Raw genomic sequence first — 16833 nt, 5'->3', positions numbered from 1 at the left:
CACTTCACTTCACGGCAGGGCGGAGGCCGGGGCCGGGTGCGGTCAGGAGGGGCGGCGGACGAGCTCGACACCGATCAGTTCCAGCCGGACGGACCCGTCCGCGTCGATGAGCGCCGCGTCGCAGCGCGCCCCGGTGTCGTGCGCCTTGCGGCCCCGCACCACACACCGCACGGTGCCGTCGACCGGGCCGCGCCGGTGCACCCTGCACTCGGCGACGGCCATCGGCAGCGTCGCCGCTCCGAGCACCTCCTCGCCCCAGAGCAGGGCGAGTTGCAGCGCGCCGTCCACGGCGGCCGGATCGAGCGGCCAGTGCTCACCGGCCCAGCCCAGGGCGCGCAGGCCCGCGACGGTCGCCTCGGCGCCGTGCTGCGAGACGCCGCGCACCGAGCGCAGTACCTGGAACCGGGGACCGTGGAAGAGCACCTTCCCGTCGTACGACTCGGCCCGGGAGAGCGGCTTCAGGCCCTCCGGGGTGTTCCAGGCAGCAGCGTCGGGCTCCCCCTCCCCGGCGTCGAGGACCGCCCGGAAGTGCGCCTGGCCGTCCTCGCCCAGCAGCTCCGCCTCCAGCTCCGGGAACGCCCCGGGTGCGCCCCGGCTGCCGAGCAGGGTGATCCGGTGTCCCTCGCCCGGCAGTTCGGGCAGGGAGAACGTCCTGTAGACCCGCAGGTCACGCAGGACCAGCTGCCCGGGATCCGGCAGCCAGGCCGTGGCCGCGGCCGTGAACCAGTTCAGGACCAGGGCGACGGGCAGCACGGGAACACCGGCGGGGGCGTGGTCGGCCAGCTGCGGAAGGGTGTCGGAGCGGACGGTCATCTGTGCCTGCCTCGGTTCACCCGCCGGGGAGAGGGCGGCCGGGTCGTCCCCGGCGGTCAGCACGACGCGGGCGTCGCCGGCGGCGCCGTCCAGCTCGGCGGTGCAGGCCGAGGCGCCCTGGTCCAGCGGGATGAGCGGCACTCCGGAGCGGCCGAAGTGCGCGGCCAGGGCCGGGGTGACCATGCCGCCCTGCCAGGGGCCCCAGGCCACGCACCGCACCAGACACCCGGGACGGCGGGCCTGCTCGGCCGACGCGACCTGATGGAGGACCTCGTTGGCCATCGCGTAGTCGCTCTGCCCCGGATTGCCGAAGACGGCGGCCACCGAGGAGAAGAGGCAGATCGTGTCCAGCGGATCGTCCGCCGTCGCCGCCAGCAACGCCCGCAGACCGTCCACCTTGGTGGACATCACCGACTCGGCCTGCTCGTCGGTCTTGTCGGCGATCCGCCGGTCGGCCAGGACCCCCGCGCCGTGCACGAGGCCGGTGACCGGCCCCCACGTCTCGCGTACGTCGCGCAGGGCGGCGGCGAGGGCGTCAGCGTCACGGGCGTCCACCCGGATGTACCGGACGGGCGACCCTGCGGCCTCCAGCCCCGCCACTGTCGCCCGCACCTCGCGCGCGGCCAGGATCTCCCGGGCCCGCTCCGCGATCCGGGCGGGCGAGACGCCGGCCGCGTCCGGGGTGGAGCGTTCCGCCAGCAGCCGGGTGAGGGCCGGTTCGTCGGTCGCCGTGGTCAGTCCGGCGGGTTCGGCGGCCGGTTCGGTCCTGCCGAGCAGCACGATCCTCGGACGGTGGGCCCTGGCCAGGTCGAGCAGGGCGGCCGCGGTCACCCCGCGCGCCCCTCCGGTGGCCACGATCACCGAATCGGAGGAGATCCTCGGCGCGCCGCCGGGCGTCACCCGCCCGGGTACCAGCCGCAGAAGGGTACGGGTGCCGTCCGCCCGCAGGCCCGCCTCCGGGTCGGCGCCGCCCTCGAACAGCTCCCGCACGACTGCCGCGGCGACCTCCTCGTCGTCCCGGCCGCCCCGCCGGCAGTCGATGACCTTGACCGAGGCGTCCGGCCACTCCTTCGCCGCCGTCCTGGCCAGCCCCGCGACCCCGCCCAGCCACGCACGGCCGGGTTCGCCGCCGCCGAGCCCGAAGTCGCCCCCGGTGTCCTGGACGGTCACGAACAGCCCGCCGCCCCCGGCCGTCCGTGCGGCCGAGACCGCACGCGCCGCCCGCAGCGCAGACAGGTGGACCTCCCGCGCGCCGTCCGGCGTGGGGTCCGCCGTGAGCGCGCCGAGATGGATGACTCCGTACGCCTGCGAGGGCACCTCCGCCGCGACGGTGGCGTCCACGCCGCGTTCCGTCAGCTTCCGCGCGACGAGGCCGGCCATCGCGGACCCGCCCGTGCCGCCGTCGGTCACCACGACGGGCCCGTCCAGCAGCCCGGCCGTGGCCAGCCCGGACGGCGGCGACTCCACCGTCCGGGGCACCAGCCTCGTCAGCGGCGTCCGCTCGCCCGATCCGGTGCGGGGGGCGGGCAGCGCGGATGCGGTGGCTGTGGTGTTGGTGGTGTTCGTGCTGCTTTCAGTGACTGCGGTGGTTCCGGGCGGCTCTGGGGGGTCGGTGGCCTCCGGTGCCGTGGGCCCGGAGGCCACCGGGGCGCCGTCGGTGAGCGCGTCGACGATCTCGCGCAGGGTACGGAGCTTGCCGAGCCGGCTGATGTCCCCCGCGCCGACGTCGGGCACCTCGCGGCGCATGACGGACAGGATCTCGACGCGCTTGATGGAGTCGACGCCCAGATCCGCCTCCAGTTCCATGTCCATGTTGAGCATGGCGGCGGGATAGCCGGTGAGCCGCGCCACCACGGACAGCAGCAGTTCCTCCAGTTCCGAGGGCGACAGCGGCGCCGGGCCGTCGGCCGGTGCGGGGGCGGCCACGGGTGCGGGCGCCGCTGCCCGGACAACGCGCACGGCCTGAGCCGCAGGAACCGGAGGGGCCGGCGAAACCACGGGTACCGGCTCCGGCACGGGTACGGGCACGGGTCGCGGTGACGAGGAGCGGGGGAGCGGCAGCGGCGCCGGGGGGACGGGCGCGTCCAGGTCTCCGCCGGTGCGCGGGTCCGAGGCCGGGTGCGCGGGCAGGTCAGCGGCCCCACCCGTGCGCGGTGCGCCGAGCATCGCGGCCAGGGTCGTCTCGGTCATCCGCAGGAAGGCGATATGGCTGTCCGTCAGCATGCGCTGGCAGGCCGCGTGGGCCTGCGCCGTCTGCCGCTGGACGCTCTCGACGGCGGCGTACCAGCTGCCGTCGACGCCGTCCCCGCCCCAGGAGCCCGGCGGAGCCCCGGCCTCCGATGCCGGTCCGGGCTCGGGCTGCCAGGACACGGGTGCCGCCGGGACCTGCGACGGCTGCGGGGCGTGGACCGGAGAGGGGATGTACGCGGGCATGGGGGCCGCCGGGGTGTCGGACGCGGATACGTGTACGGAGGCGGGCCGGGGCCCGCGTTCGGGACCGTCCGCCGCAGCGGGCGACGGCCCGGCGGACGCGGCGCCCGCCGGAGGGAACTGACCGCAGTTGGCTCCGCTGATCTTCACGGTCATTCGGGGCTCGTGCTCCTTCGCTGGGCTCTCGTGGGCGTACGGCGCCCAGAGGGTGTCGAGGTCGAGGGGGACGCCGCGTACGGCGAGTTCGCCGAGCGCGGTGTGCAGGGTGTCGGCGCCGGACCGGGCCGGCCGGTCCAGCGCAACGGCCGTGTGCGAGCGGTTGCCGAGGATCTGCCCGACCAGGCCGGTCAGCGCGGCCCCGGCGCCTACCTCGACGAAGGTCCGCACGCCCGCCGCGTACATGGCCTCGATCTGGTCCTGGAAGAGCACCGGGGAGGCGATATGGGCGGCGATCCGGTCGCGCACCTCGTCGGGCGCTGACGGGTAGGGCGCCGCGTCCGCGTTTCCGTAGACCTCGATCCGGGGTTCCGTGAGCGGCACCGTGCGCAGGTAACCGGCGAGCGGCTCGACGGCCGGCCGGACGAGCGGGCTGTGGAAGGCGGTCGACGTCGCCAGCCGGCGGGTTGCGGTCCCGTCGGCCGACAGCGCCTCCTCGGCCCGCGCGACCGCCTCCGACGTCCCCGAAAGAACGACTTGGCGAGGGGAGTTGTGGTTGGCCGGCCAGATGTCACCGAACCCGCCGCCGGCCAGTACCCCGGCCACGTGCGAACGGTCCGCCGCCACCGCCAGCATCCCGCCCGGGGTGACCGCCGCGTCGCGCATCAGCTCACCGCGGCGCCGGGCCAGATCCACCAGCGAACCGGCGTCCATGACACCCGCGCAGTGCAGCGCCACCAGCTCGCCGAAGCTGTGACCGGCCACGCAGTCCGGCCGCAGCCCCAGCTCCCGCACCACCTCCAGCAGCGCGAGGGCGTGCACCGCCAGCGCGGGCTGCGCCCATTCGGTGGCGTCCAGCAGGGCCCGCCGGGCCGCCCGCTCATCATCGGTGAAGGCAGGCGGCGGGAACACGGCCCGGTGCAGGGGCAGTCCGTCGAAGCGGGTGCCGCCCAGCCGGTCCCAGACGGCCTGCGCGCCCGGCGCCAGCATCGCGAGACCGGCTCCCATCCCGACGTATTGGGAACCCTGCCCCGGGAACAGGAAGCCGATGCGGCCGGGCTCGGCGTCCCCGCACGCGTACCGGACACCGGCGGGCGTCGAGAACGCGGAGCCGGGCTGCCGCCGGATCAGCGCGACCGCCTGCGCGTGCTTCTCCCGCAGGTCCTCGGCATCCGTGGCGACGACGGCCAGCCGCATCCGGGCAGTGGACGCGAAGGAGCTGTGGCTCTCCCGGGCCAGCGCGGCCAGCGGACGGTCCTCGCCGGCACGCGGCGCCACGAGGTCCGACAGGGAGTCGCCACTGAACAGGACGAGCTCGCTCGGGGCGGAGCGGTGGCGCAGAGCCGCCCGGCCCCCGGCCCCCCGGGGCGCGTACTCCTCCAGCGTGACGTGGAAGTTGCTGCCGCCGAAACCGAAGCTCGACACCGACGCCCGGCGCGGATGCCCGGCGGGCCGAACCCACGGGCGGGTCTCGGTGTTGACGTAGAACGGGCCGTCCGCAGCGGCGGCCGCCGGGTTCGGCCGGTCGACCTTCACGGTCGGCGGCAGCACCTTGTGGTGCAGGGCCATGACGGCCTTGAGCAGTCCCGCCGCGCCTGCGGCGCACTTGGTGTGGCCGATCTGCGACTTGACCGATCCGATGGCGCACCACTGGCCGTCCCTACGGCCCGAAGCGCCGAACACCTCGGTGAGCGCCGCCAGTTCGGCGGTGTCTCCGGCCTTCGTGCCGGTTCCGTGCGCTTCCACCAGTTCCACGGTCTCCGGCCCGTAGCCCGCCTGCTCGTAGGCGCGTCGCAGCGCCCGCGCCTGGCCGTCGGGGAGCGGGGCGTAGATCGCCGTGCTCCTGCCGTCGGAGGACGTGCCGATGCCGCGGATCACCGCGTGGATCCGGTCGCCGTCCCGTTCCGCGTCGGACAGCCGCTTCAACGCGTACATGACGACCGCTTCGCCCAGCATGGTGCCGTCGGCGTCGGCCGAGAAGGGCCGGCAGTCACCGCTGGGGGAGAGCGCGGGGGTCTTGGAGAAGCACAGGAACATGCCGATGTCGTTCCCGGTGTCGACGCCTCCGCTGATCACCAGGTCGGCCCGGCCGAGGGACAGCTCGGCGACCGATGTCGACAGGGCCGCCAGTGAACTGGCGCAGGCGGCGTCGGTGGTGTGGTTGATGCCGTGCAGATCGAACCGGTTGGCGATCCGGCCCGCTACGACATTGCCCAGCAGCCCGGGGAAGGTCGATTCCCGCCACGGTGCGAAGCGGGACGAGATGCGGTCGCACACGGCCTGCGCCTCGCTCTCACCGAGTCCGCCCTCCCGCAGCGCCGCGAGCCACACCGGGCGCTGGGCGCGCCCGTACATGTGCGGAAGCAGTTCCAGCGCGGCGGCCCCGAGGACGACCCCGGTCCGGTCCCGGTCCACCCCGGCCGGACCACCGGCGTCCTTCAGTACCTGGTCGGCGACCATCAGGGCGAGCAGCTGGGAGGTGTCCGTCGTCGGCAGATTGGCGGGGGGAACCCCGTAGGCCATCGGGTCGAAGTCCACCTCGGGGAGGAAGGCGCCCCGGCGGGCGTACGTCTTGTCGGGCGCGGCCGGGTCCGGGTCGTAGTGGTCCGCCACGCTCCAGCGCGAGGCGGGAACATCGGTCATCAGGTCGCGGCCACCGGTCACGATCCGCCAGTAGCCGGCCGCGTCCGTCGCGCCGGGCACCAGGGCCCCGACGCCGACCACGGCGACCGGGACCTGGCGGTGGGGTGGGGCGGGCACGGTCTCTCCTCCGGTTCGGGCTGTCCTTGCCGGCGCCGCGTCGGCGCCGGTCCCGCTCATGCCAGCCCGCGCGGCGGGTAACTGAACGCCTCGGCCGTCAAGGGGACCCCGTAGGTGCGCAGTTGATGGGCACGGGTGAGTACCGCAGCCCCTTCGAGCAGGTTGAGCGCGATCTGCACCACGGACCGGTTTGCCGGCTCGGCCAGGAACGTCCCGGCCACCCACCGGTTGAACGCGCCCATCGCCGGACCGCACCAGATCTGGTAGTCGGTCCGCCGCGAGGCCTCACCGGTGATCGCCCACCGGCTGGAACTCCCCAGGTACCAGCGGAAGACCAGAGCCATGCGGTGCTTCGGGTCGGCCTGAGCACGGGCGATCTCCGCAGGATCGCGCTGCTCCCAGAACGCGCGGGTGCGCTGCCAGACCTCGTCGAACGGGGCACGCAGCACGTCGCGTTCGATCCGGGTCCGCAGTGCGGGCGGGATCTCCTCCAGCGAACCGTGGGCCCGGTAGGCGGCGTGGAGCCGGGCGGCCCGCTGGGCGAACATCGTGCCTCGGGCGAGGACCTGCAGTTTCACGCCCAGCTCGAACATGTCGGCCGCCGGTGCCATGGCCACATCGGCGATGTCCGCGTCGCAGAGCATCGCCTTCGCCTCGTCGGACAGGCCCGACTCGACGGCCGTCTGGTTCACCGACCCGGTGACGACGTAGGACGCGCCGAGCGCGAACGCGGCGGCCACCGCGTCCGGTGTGCCGAGGCCGCCCGCCGCGCCGAGGCGGACCGGCCGGGGGTAGCCGAACCGGCGGCACAGCTCGTCGCGCAGGGCCGCGATCCTCGGCAGCAGGGCCTGCAGCGGCCGGTTGTCGGTGTGCCCGCCGCTGTCCGCCTCCACCGTGATGTCCTCGGCCACCGGCACCAGGGCCGCCAGATCCGCCTCCTGCCGGGTCAGCTTCCCCCGGGCGACGAGATGGTCCAGCAGTACGGGCGGGGCGGGGGAGAGGAACCGCTCGGCCACCTCGGGCCTGGAGACCTTGGCGAGCAGCCGTGTGCGCCGGACGACTGCGCCCGCCGCGTCCCGGCGCAGCCCGTGCGCGGAGCACAGCACGACCGCCGGGGTCAGCTCCATGAACGCCGATGCGGAGATCCGCGGGACACCGGCGTCCACCAGCAACTCGGCCACCCGGAACTCGAGTTCCGGCTCGGCCGGGGAGTGGATGAGGTTGACGCCCCAGTTGTCGCGGGATTCCAGCTCCCGCGCGAGCGCGTGCACGCCCCGTTCCACCTCGGGGTAGGCCAGCCCGCCCGCCCCGAAGAAGCCGAGCATCTCCGCGTGCGCCATCGCCGCGACCATCCGGGTGGTCGCGATGCCGTTCGCCATCTCGCCCGCGACGTAGGGGAAGCGGACGCCGTGCGCCTCGCAGAAGGTGCGGCCGCCGAGCCACTCCGGGTACAGCGGCGGCAGCGTGCCGAGCACCGTGCCGCCGGGTACGGGACCGGTCGCGAGCCCCAGCTCACGGCCGTCCGGCGAACTGACGACGTGGACCGGTCTGCGGATCTGCCGGGCACGGGCCGTGATCCCCTCGGGCGAGAAGACCGGCGGCGACGCGGCGGGGGCGTCGGGGAGAGCGAGGACGGACACGGCAAGGGCTCCAACGGGAGAGGACGTCTGCTGGTCAGGCGTACCGGGCGGACGGAAGGACGGCCGGGGCGGTGCCCGGCGCCGGGGCGAGGGGCCGGCCTCTCGGGGCCAGACCGGACCAGAGGTAGTCGAGGCTCACCGGGGCCGACGCCGCCGTCGGCCCCAGCCGGGTCCTGACCCGGGTGTCGTCGAACCGCCGCCGGTGGGCGAGGTAGGCCGTCATGCCCGGATAGAAGTCCAGCAGGGCCTCCAGCGCCGACGGGGTCTCCGGCTTGGCGGCGACCAGGTCGATCGAGAGCGGGACCAGCCGCTCCAGCAGCGTCACGACCGTCGGTACCGGCACGTCGCGGTCGTGGACGACGTGGTACGTGTCGACGCCGCCCGATGGCGTCAGTCCGGCCAGCCGCACCATGACCTCGGCCGCGTGATCGACCTGCAGCAGGTTCAGCCGGCCGCGCGGGTGCCCCACCGTCCGGACGAGGGGCCGGCCGCCCGGCCCGGGGTCGCCGGGCCCAGCCGGTTGTGCGGGCCGGGCTGACTCTGCGGGTTCCCGGGGTTCTGCGGGCTCTGCGAGTTCCGCCGCACACCGGGCGTCCCGCAGGATCCGCTCGATGACCAGCAGCGGATGCGAGGGCAGTTCGGGGTGCGGCGGCAGATCGGTGACCAGGATGCTCGGCCGCAGGACCAGGGCCGGGCGGCCGTGCTTCCGGGACCACGCGTGTACCAGCAGCTCCGCCTCGTACTTGGAACGTTCGTAGGCGTTCTCGAAGCCGCAGGCGTCGTCCAGCTCGTCCTCGTACGCCACTCCGTCCCGCCGGGACCCGGCGACGAACGCGGTGCTCACGTGGCGGAGCAGAGGTGTCCGGTGTCCGGCGGCCGCCAACTCCAGCACGTGGCGCGTGCCTTCGACGTTGATGTGGCGCAGCTCGGGGAGATCGCCCTCCAGATTGATGCTGCCCGCACTGTGCCAGATCGTGCCCAGACCGTCGGCCAGCTCCTGGAAGGCCCGCCCGGACAGCCCCAGGCGGGGCTGCCCCAGATCGGTGTCCACCACTCGCAGCCGGCGCGGGAGTTCGGCGATGAACGCCTCGGGCGAGCCGGTCAGTTCGAAGTACCGGGTGATGCGGTGCAGGGCGTCGTCCGATCCGGCGTGGGCCAGGACCGTCACTGTCGGGTGGGTGCCGAGCAGGCGACGTAACAGGCGCAGTCCGAGGAATCCGGTGGCGCCGGTGAGGGCGACGTGCACGAGCGTGGCTCCAAGGGCGGTGAGAAGGGGCGGTCCCGCGACCGTGTGCGGAGCGGAGGGGGCAGGGGCACCGCCGTTACGGCGACCGGGTGCCGGCAGAGCGGGGTGCCACTGGCCGTCCTGCGAGGCGGGGTGCCACTGGCGGGCGCGTCGCACGGTGCGACCGGTCCGTTGCCCTGTCCGGACAGGGTTTCCCGGGCCCGCCCCGGCCCGGTGACCTCCGGCGCACGGCACACAATGTCAGACGGTGGGCGGGCTGCCCGCCTCGATTCTCCCTGCTCACCCGAACGAAGTACGCCACACCGGGAACCGTGCGCGCCGTCCGATTCGGAGGGGTTTCACAGCCCTCCCGGCCGCCTCGTCGAACACGGCGACGGGACATGTGCGGAGCCGTACGGGCGCGGTCCGAGACCCGTCCTCCTTTCGAGCGAACCTGCCGGTGCGGATCCTGGACCGGCCGAGGGGCCCGGACGCGCGTGCCGGGGGCAGCCGCGTCGGCGGCGGCTGCGGGTGGCGCGGTGCGGCAGGCCGGTCACGGCACGGGAACCGGGCCCCCGGATGCCTGCGTGCGGATACGGGCGACCTGCCCGGCGCCGACCGGGACCGGGTAGCCGGGGCGGGCACGGGGTGCGGAGGCCGGACGGACCGGCTGCGGACGGTGGTCATTCTGTTGTCCTGTCTGTTGTCCTGCCGGTCCGGGCAGCGTTGTGCCGCGCGCGACGGCCGCAGGTGCGGCGGCCCGGTGGCGGCGGCCTCCTGCGGTCCGCCCGCTTGTGCACGGATGACCTGTTCTCGTCTGCCGCCGGTGCTGTCGTCCAGCCGTGGCCGTGCGGTGGCCCTGCCCTGACCTGATCTGATCTGATCTGTCGTGGCCTTCGGCCAGAATCGGAGCTCCGAAACCCCATGTCCGGTCTTGAACAGCCCACTGAGTCCACTGAGTCCACTGAGTCCACTGAACCCGCCGAGCCCGCTCAGCCCGAGCCGTCCGCCCCGTTCGTTCCGTCGCCCCGCCGCCATCCCACGCACTCGGTCGACCGGGCGTTCCTCAACCTGGGGCGTCGGCGGCCCGATGTCCGCTGGGACGGCGGCGGTGTCGCGTATCTCAGCGGGCCGCCCCCGGCCCTGGCGGACTTCCGAGCGTATGTGGGCTTCCGTCTGGGCGGGCTGCCCCTGCACACGAGCAGGGTCGAGGGCGGACGGCGGCCCCAGTGGCAGCCGGACGCGGAATTCGACATCGCCAGGCATGTGCACGAGGTGGCCGCCGACGGCCCCGCCGCCTGGGACGGTGCCCTGCACACCGCGCTCAACGCCCCGTTCGAGCCCGGAGCCCTGTGGGGGATGTGGCTGATCCACGGGCACGAACCGGACGCGTACGCCGTCTGCTACCGCTTCCACCACGCCTGCCAGGACGGTTCGGCCGCCGCCATGACCTTCCGCGCCATCCTGGGCGAAGGGGAGCCGTCGGCGCGCCCGGTACCCGGCCGGAGCCGCCGGGCCGGGGTGCCACGGCGGGTGGGTGCTGCCGTAGGGCTCGCCATCAGGTTCGCGGCGGGCTCTCTCGCCGTACGGGGACACCGCCCGGACGCCGTCTTCACCCCCTCCGGGGAGAGGCGGCTGGCGCGGGGGCGGGTACCGGCGGACACCCTGCGCCGGATCGGCGCCGCGCGGGGCGGCTCGGCCCACGATGTGCACCTGGCCGCGCTGGCCGGGGCGTTGACCGACTGGTCGGCCCGCGCCGGGGTTGCTCTGCCCCGGGTGACGGCCCTGCTGCCCATCGACGCTCGCCGCCCCGACGAGGACCAGACGTGGGGCAACCGCTGCTTCGCCGTGCCGCTGGAGCTGCCGGTGGGGGCCGCGTCGAAGGATCCGGACGGGCCCGGCGACGGTGACGTCTCACTGCGGCGACTGGACCATGTGATGGCGAGGACAGGCAAGTTGCGGGGCGACGCATGGCGGCAGGCCATTCAGGACCTCGTCCGCTTCATGCCGGGCCGCCCCACCGAGTGGTATCTGCGACGCGTGCTCTCTCCGCGCGTCACCAACGTCATGGCCACCTCCATGCCGCTGGCCGAGAAGGGGAGCCTGGGGGAGACGCAGGTGACGGGCACCGCCCTGTTGCCCCTGCTCGTGCCCGGACACCTTTTCGGTGTGGGGCTGTCCTTCTTCGGCGACTGGGCCGAGGTGTCCTTCGTTGTCGACGGCGCCCTGCCGCTGGGGGAGTCGCTGCCGGAGCTGTGGGAGCGGGCCGTGGGCGAGCTGGAGGAGAGCTCGGCCCCGGCCTGAGCGCGGCCCCGGTCTGAGCGCGGCCGGGCGTTCGCCGTCGGGCACCCTGTGAGGTTCGCGGCGGAACGGATCACGTGGCCTCCGTTGGCGGACCGAGACCGGAGCGGGGACCGGGCGCGGCCGGCGCGGGCAGGGGTGGGACGCCCCCGCGTGCTCGGCGTGCGCCCGCCCGGAGCTCCCGGCGAAGGGCCCGGTGGTAGGAGCGGACGTCGATTTCGATCCCGTGGCGGTAGGTGGGCGCATACGTCCGTCCGTGGAGCCGCCACTCGCGGCTGATCGCCCGCGTCATGTCCTGCTGCGACGGCAGGGCGATCGTTCCGGTGATCAGGCCGGCGATCCATTCGGCCTGTGGTTCGAGCAACGGGAAGGCCTCACCCGCAGGCTGGGCGAGCCCCATGAAGTAGAGGCCAGGTAGCCGGGGCGGCACGGTGCGCAGATAGAGCTCCGTACGGCCGCCCCGGGCCGCGAAGACGCCGGGGTCCAGGAAGGGGAAGGAGATGGAGTACCCGGTGGCGTACACCACGGCGTCCACGGGCTCCTGGCTGCCGTCCGTGAAAGTTGCCGTGTCCCGGCCGAACGAGCTGACGCCGGGTCTGGGAGTGACCGCGCCCCTGGCCAGCTGGACGAGGAGTTCGTCCGAGGTGGAGGGGTGGGCGGCGAGGGGCCCGCGGACCGGTTCGGCCAGCCCGTACTGGGCCGGGGCACCGCGGGTCAGGCGCAGGAGAAGCGCCATCGCCGGGCCCTTGAGGAACCGAGGGATGCGGGACAGCGGGCTCCACACCAGGTGGTCCGCAGGCCGGCCGAGCAGCATCTTGGGGAACACGTGCGTCGCGTCGCGTGCGGAGAGGAACGTCCGCGCCGCCGTCCGGGAGACCTCCGCCGCGATCTCGCACGCCGAGTTGCCCATGCCGATCACCAGGACCCGGCGGCCCGCGTACGCCTCCGGGGTGCGGTAGTCGTGCGAGTGGAGGGCGGACCCCTCGAACTCCTCGGCCCCCGGCACGGCGGGATCGGGGAGGCGGGGGTTCCAGTGGTGCCCGTTGGCCACCACCACTTCGGTGTACCGCCGCGTCTCCACCTGCGCTGCCGTGTCCCCTCGGCGCCGGTGCGCGACCTCCCAGCCGCCGTCGTCCAGCGGCCGCACCGAGGTGACCTCCGTGCCGAACGTGATGCGGCGGAGCAGGCCGAACGTCGCGGCGTAGTCCTCCATGTAGGCGAGGACCTTGCTGTGGTGCGGAAAGACCGGGTAGGTGTCCGGCATCGCCAGCGAGGAGAAGGACATGCTCTCCTTCGAGATGTTCGTGTGCAGCGACGCGTACACCCCCGACATGCCGTTGTCGTTCCCGTACCGCCAGAGCCCGCCGATGCCCGAACCGGCCTCGAAGCAGTCGAACGGAACACCGCGCGAGGCGAGGACCTTGCTCGCGGCCAGGCCGGAAGGGCCCGCTCCGATCACACACGTTCTCCGCATGGCTGAACGACCCTTCATCGACACCGATCGCGGCACTCCGGAGCGGGTCACGCTAGCCACCCCACCGCCTCGGGAACCGGTCTTCAGCGGTGGACCCGTCGCGCGGATGACACCTCGTGCACGGGGTTGACGGCGAGGGACAGGCGCTCTGCCGGCACCGTTTCCGCCGCTCGGCCCGCTCGTTGGGCACGGGCGGACCGGACGCGCCACCGAGCGCCCGGCCGACGCATTCCCGTACACCGGCAGGACGCCGACGAGTTCAGCGGCCAACAGCCGGGCCCGGCACGACGGAGCGACACGATGGACGTCACAGATGTGCACCACGCCTACCGCCGGCACACCGTTCTGCGGGGCGTCGACCTTCGGCTGCGGCCCGGCACCCTCGCCGGAATCGTCGGGGAGAACGGCTCGGGCAAGACGACCCTGCTGAAGATCGTCTCCGGTGAACTCAGGCCCGGCAGGGGCTCGGTGCGGCACCGGGGAAGGTTCGGCTACTGCCCGCAGTCCGTGGTCCTGGACGACGCGTTCACCGTCCGCCAGCACCTCGACTTCTTCAGGAGCGCGTTCGGACTCCCGGATCTGCGGCGGGCCGAGGAGGTGATGGAGGTCCTCGGCTTCACCGAGTACCTCGACCAGCGTGCGGGCCTGCTCAGCGGGGGCTCCCGGCAGAAGCTGAATCTGACCCTCGCGCTCATGCACGATCCGGACGTGCTGCTCCTGGACGAGCCCTACCAGGGCTTCGACTGGGAGACGTACCTGCGATTCTGGGAGCTGGCGACCGGACTGCGCGACGCCGGGCGCTCGGTGCTGGTCGTCTCCCACCTGGCGTACGACATCGACCGGCTCGACCTGCTCTGGCGCCTGGAGGACGGGCGCCTGCACTGCCGGGAGCCGCAGGCGGAGGCGGTGGCATGAGGCGGCACTGGTCCCTGTTCGGCACGGCGTCGCGCTACGCGTTGATCGGGCACGCCCGCAACCGGTTCGCGATGCTGCTGGTGGTCGTGTACATCCCCGTATGGATCGGCCTCGCCTATGTGACCATCCCCGACCGGCTCGCCCCCTTCCGGCTGCGGGCCACCGGCGAGGTGCTGTCCCCGCCCGGCAACCACCTGACCCAGATCACCGGCGCGCTGAACGCGGTCACGTTGATCGCCGGATTCATGATGTTCGCGGCCACCTTCACCGGAGGCGCGTTCGACCGGCGGCTCGCGATGGCCGGATACCCCCGCTACCACCTCGTCCTCGCGAAGCTCGCCGCGCTCACGCTGGTGTGCGCGGCGATCGCCGGGTACGCCACGGTAGCCGTCGGATTCTCCTGGCCGCCGCGGCAGCCACTCCTGCTGGCGGCGGCGCTGTTCTGCGCCGCGATGACGTACGGCGCGCTCGGCGTGGTCTTCGGATCGGTACTCCGCCGGGAGGTGGAGGGCATGTTCGCCATTCTGATGATCAGCATCCTCGATGTCGCCCTGCAGAACCCGCTCTCCAGCTCAGGGTCCGACAGCGCGGTGGTGCGCTTCCTGCCGACCTACGGAGCCGTGCAGGCGGGCATGTCGGCGGCGTTCTCCGACACCTCCGCCGTCCAGGGCCTCGTGATCCAGTGCCTCTGGCTCCTCGGCGCAGCCTCGGCCGGGTTCCTGGTCTTCCGCAGGCGGACCGGGAACGCGCTGCCGCCGGAGAGGCGGCCGTGGGTCCCGTCTCCCACCGACAGCGCGGGCGCCGAGAGGGCGCCCGAGCCGCTCCCCCCGGCGGAGCGCGCACGGCCCACCTGAGCGCCGACGGGCCCCGGGAGCGGTTCGTCGCACGCACGCCCGACGCCCCTTTGTGCCACTGGCCGGCCCGCCGAAAGGGTCCGTGACCTGCGGGATGCGGTGATCGTTCAGTAGCCGTCGGGCGCCGATGCGGTGCCCGGACCGACAGACCCTTCCGTGCAAGGAGCACTACCCCCATGACTCTTTCGCGTACCGTCCGGCGCACCGTCCTGACCGCTGCTCTCCTGTCCGCCTCCGCGCTGACCGTCTCCTCCAGCGCCGTGGCCGAGCCCACCGCCCGCGCCGCCGCTCCGGCCGCCGCGCAGGCGGCCCCGCTGCCGCCGGCGTGTCAGGAGGCGCTGCTCGAAACCATGGACAAGTTCCCCGTCGTGGACTTCACGGTCCCCGACAAGGCCAAGAACACCATGCTGGGCGAAGTGCTGGGTCTGAGCGAGGCCGACCAGGCGGTCTTCACGGAGGCGGCGTGCGCGGCCTGGAACACCTGGGCGACCAACAACGGCCAGGCGGTCGCCGGGGAGCTGGACACCCGCTACCGGAACGCCGCGGCGCCCGTCTGCAACAAGTTCGCCAAGTCCTCGATCGGGACGATCAAGAAGTACGCCCCGAACGTGCCCGCAGCGACCCGTGACATGGAGAAGGTGGCCAAGCAGGTCTGGAAGAACTCCATGGAGAAGCTCGCCGCCGATGCCACCAACGCGGACTGCCGCACGGCCTACAACGGGGTGAAGGCCGGCTGGTAGCCGCCGCGCTACGGGAGCGCGGGGCGTCCGCCGGGGCGGGCCTGGCCCGTGCTCCCGCACCGGCCAGGGGCGCTCCCGCCCGGCCGGTCATGACGCCCCCGCTCAGGAAGTGTCCTGACCGGGCCGGGGCCAGGCGGATTCCCGCAGGAGCCGCAGCCCGTTGAGACCCACGACGACGGTGGAGCCCTCGTGTCCGGCGACGCCCAGCGGCAGCGGCAGCGTGCCGATCAGGTCCCAGGCCACCAGTGCGGTGATGAAGATCCCGGCGATGACCAGGTTCTGCACGACCAGACCGCGGGCCTTGCGGGACAGGGTCACCACGGCGGGGATCGTGGCGAGTTCGTCCCGGACGACCACGGCGTCGGCGGTCTCCAGGGCCAGATCGGAGCCCGCCCTGCCCATGGCGAAGCCGGTGTGGGCGGCGGCCAGGGCCGGGGCGTCGTTGACGCCGTCGCCGACCATCAGCACCCGCCGTCCATCCGCCTCCCATGCCTTCACCACCGAGAACTTGTCCCGGGGCAGGAGCCCGGCGCGGACGTCGGTGATGCCGACCTCGGCGGCCAGGTGGCGGGCGGCACGCTCGTTGTCACCGGTCAGCAGGACCGGGGCGGAGCCGGTCAGTTCGGTGAGCGCGGCCACCGTCGCGCCGGCATCGGGGCGGAGCCGGTCCGTGATGCCGAACACCCCGACAGGCACGCCGTCGCGCAGCACGAGGACCGCCGTGCGCCCTTCGGCCTCGAGCACACGTACCGCGCTGTCGGCGTCCGGGGTGCGGGCATGGGTGAGGCGGGCCGGGGAGCCGACCTGGACGAGACGCCCACCGATAGTGGCCGTGACTCCCTGACCGGGTACGGAGACGAAACCGGCCGCCTCTACGAGTGCGAGCGCGGGTGCGAGGCCGCGTTCGCGGGCGGCGTCGGCGACGGCGCGCGCGAGCGGGTGCTCGCTGGGGTGCTCGGCCGAGGCCGCCAGGGCGAGGAGCTCGTCCTCGTCCAGCCCGGACCCGGGCAGCGGGCGGACGGCGGTGACGCGCGGGGTGCCTTCGGTGAGGGTGCCCGTCTTGTCCAGGGCGACCGCGTCGATCTGGGCCAGGCGCTCCATGACGACGGCGGACTTGGCGAGGACGCCGTGGCGGCCGGCGTTGGCGATCGCGGAGAGCAGCGGCGGCATCGTGGACAGCACCACGGCGCACGGCGAGGCGACGATCATGAAGGTCATCGCACGGAGCAGGGCGGGCTGGAGCGGGGAGCCGAACGCGAAGGGGACGGCGAAGACGGCCAGGGTCGCGACGACCATGCCGATCGAGTACCGCTGCTCGACCTTCTCGATGAACAACTGGGTGGGGGCCTTGGTCCTGGAGGCCTCCTCGACCATCTTCACGATCCGGGCGATCACCGAGGGCCAGAATCCGCGTACGCCGCCGGGGGACGGCCGGGCGCGGTCCGGCCGGGGCCGGAGCGGACCGCTGATCCAGGACAGAAGACATGACAGAACAACCCTTCGCGGGCCGGAGGGGAACAGGTTC

8 protein-coding genes and 1 pseudogene are annotated in these 16833 nt (G+C 73.7%); 4 read left to right on the top strand and 5 right to left on the bottom strand.

What is annotated here, in order from left to right:
* Nucleotides 1-42: 42 nt before the first annotated feature.
* From EDD93_RS35125 to EDD93_RS35115, 3 genes are read right to left on the bottom strand one after another with little or no spacing between them, the layout of a single operon-like run.
* Nucleotides 43-6219 carry a type I polyketide synthase gene (locus tag EDD93_RS35125; protein WP_123530314.1) on the bottom strand — a complete coding sequence of 2059 codons (6177 nt, stop codon included), beginning with the start codon at nucleotides 6217-6219 and terminating at the stop codon, nucleotides 43-45.
* Complete coding sequence (locus EDD93_RS35120; RefSeq protein ID WP_123530313.1) at nucleotides 6216-7799, bottom strand: PfaD family polyunsaturated fatty acid/polyketide biosynthesis protein; 1584 nt, start codon at nucleotides 7797-7799, stop codon at nucleotides 6216-6218. The genes EDD93_RS35125 and EDD93_RS35120 overlap by 4 nt, the downstream gene beginning before the upstream one ends.
* A gap of 34 nt (nucleotides 7800-7833) precedes the next feature.
* Nucleotides 7834-9045 carry an SDR family oxidoreductase gene (locus tag EDD93_RS35115; protein ID WP_123530311.1) on the bottom strand — a complete coding sequence of 404 codons (1212 nt, stop codon included), beginning with the start codon at nucleotides 9043-9045 and terminating at the stop codon, nucleotides 7834-7836.
* A 903-nt stretch (nucleotides 9046-9948) separates the two neighbouring features.
* On the opposite strand from EDD93_RS35115, the gene EDD93_RS35110 reads away from it, so the two are divergent.
* Nucleotides 9949-11328, top strand: a complete 1380-nt coding sequence (locus tag EDD93_RS35110) for a wax ester/triacylglycerol synthase domain-containing protein (protein ID WP_123530309.1) — start codon at nucleotides 9949-9951, stop codon at nucleotides 11326-11328.
* A gap of 70 nt (nucleotides 11329-11398) precedes the next feature.
* Here the strand turns inward: EDD93_RS35110 and EDD93_RS35105 are convergent, their stop codons facing one another.
* On the bottom strand, nucleotides 11399-12784 hold the full coding sequence (locus tag EDD93_RS35105) for an NAD(P)/FAD-dependent oxidoreductase (RefSeq protein WP_260256096.1): 1386 nt from the start codon (nucleotides 12782-12784) through the stop codon (nucleotides 11399-11401).
* Nucleotides 12785-13099: 315 nt separating this feature from the next.
* Here EDD93_RS35105 and EDD93_RS35100 point away from each other — a divergent pair, with 315 nt between their 5' ends.
* The 3 genes from EDD93_RS35100 to EDD93_RS35090 all read left to right on the top strand — a co-directional run bounded on the left by EDD93_RS35100 (nucleotide 13100) and on the right by EDD93_RS35090 (nucleotide 15308).
* Nucleotides 13100-13714, top strand: a complete 615-nt coding sequence (locus tag EDD93_RS35100) for an ABC transporter ATP-binding protein (RefSeq protein ID WP_123530307.1) — start codon at nucleotides 13100-13102, stop codon at nucleotides 13712-13714.
* Nucleotides 13711-14568, top strand: a complete 858-nt coding sequence (locus EDD93_RS35095; protein ID WP_260256095.1) for an ABC transporter permease — start codon at nucleotides 13711-13713, stop codon at nucleotides 14566-14568. The genes EDD93_RS35100 and EDD93_RS35095 overlap by 4 nt, the downstream gene beginning before the upstream one ends.
* 176 nt (nucleotides 14569-14744) lie before the next feature.
* Nucleotides 14745-15308 (top strand): hypothetical protein, encoded by a 564-nt coding sequence (locus EDD93_RS35090; RefSeq protein ID WP_123530306.1) that lies wholly within the window; start codon nucleotides 14745-14747, stop codon nucleotides 15306-15308.
* 102 nt (nucleotides 15309-15410) lie between these two features.
* On the opposite strand, the pseudogene EDD93_RS35085 reads toward EDD93_RS35090, so the two are convergent.
* Nucleotides 15411-16706: pseudogene (locus EDD93_RS35085) on the bottom strand (heavy metal translocating P-type ATPase); the annotation flags it as partial.
* Nucleotides 16707-16833 lie beyond the last annotated feature (127 nt).

The sequence above is a fragment of the Streptomyces sp. 840.1 genome (assembly GCF_003751445.1).
GTDB lineage: Bacteria > Actinomycetota > Actinomycetes > Streptomycetales > Streptomycetaceae > Streptomyces.
The sequence above is the reverse complement of the archived record's forward strand: the minus strand, read 5'-3'. Positions and strand labels throughout refer to the sequence as shown.

Coding starts and splice junctions, on each gene's coding strand:
- EDD93_RS35110 (WP_123530309.1), top strand. CDS start 9,949: ATGTCCGGTCTTGAACAGCCCACTGAGTCCACTGAGTCCACTGAGTCC.
- EDD93_RS35125 (WP_123530314.1), bottom strand. CDS start 6,219: ATGAGCGGGACCGGCGCCGACGCGGCGCCGGCAAGGACAGCCCGAACC.
- EDD93_RS35100 (WP_123530307.1), top strand. CDS start 13,100: ATGGACGTCACAGATGTGCACCACGCCTACCGCCGGCACACCGTTCTG.
- EDD93_RS35095 (WP_260256095.1), top strand. CDS start 13,711: ATGAGGCGGCACTGGTCCCTGTTCGGCACGGCGTCGCGCTACGCGTTG.
- EDD93_RS35090 (WP_123530306.1), top strand. CDS start 14,745: ATGACTCTTTCGCGTACCGTCCGGCGCACCGTCCTGACCGCTGCTCTC.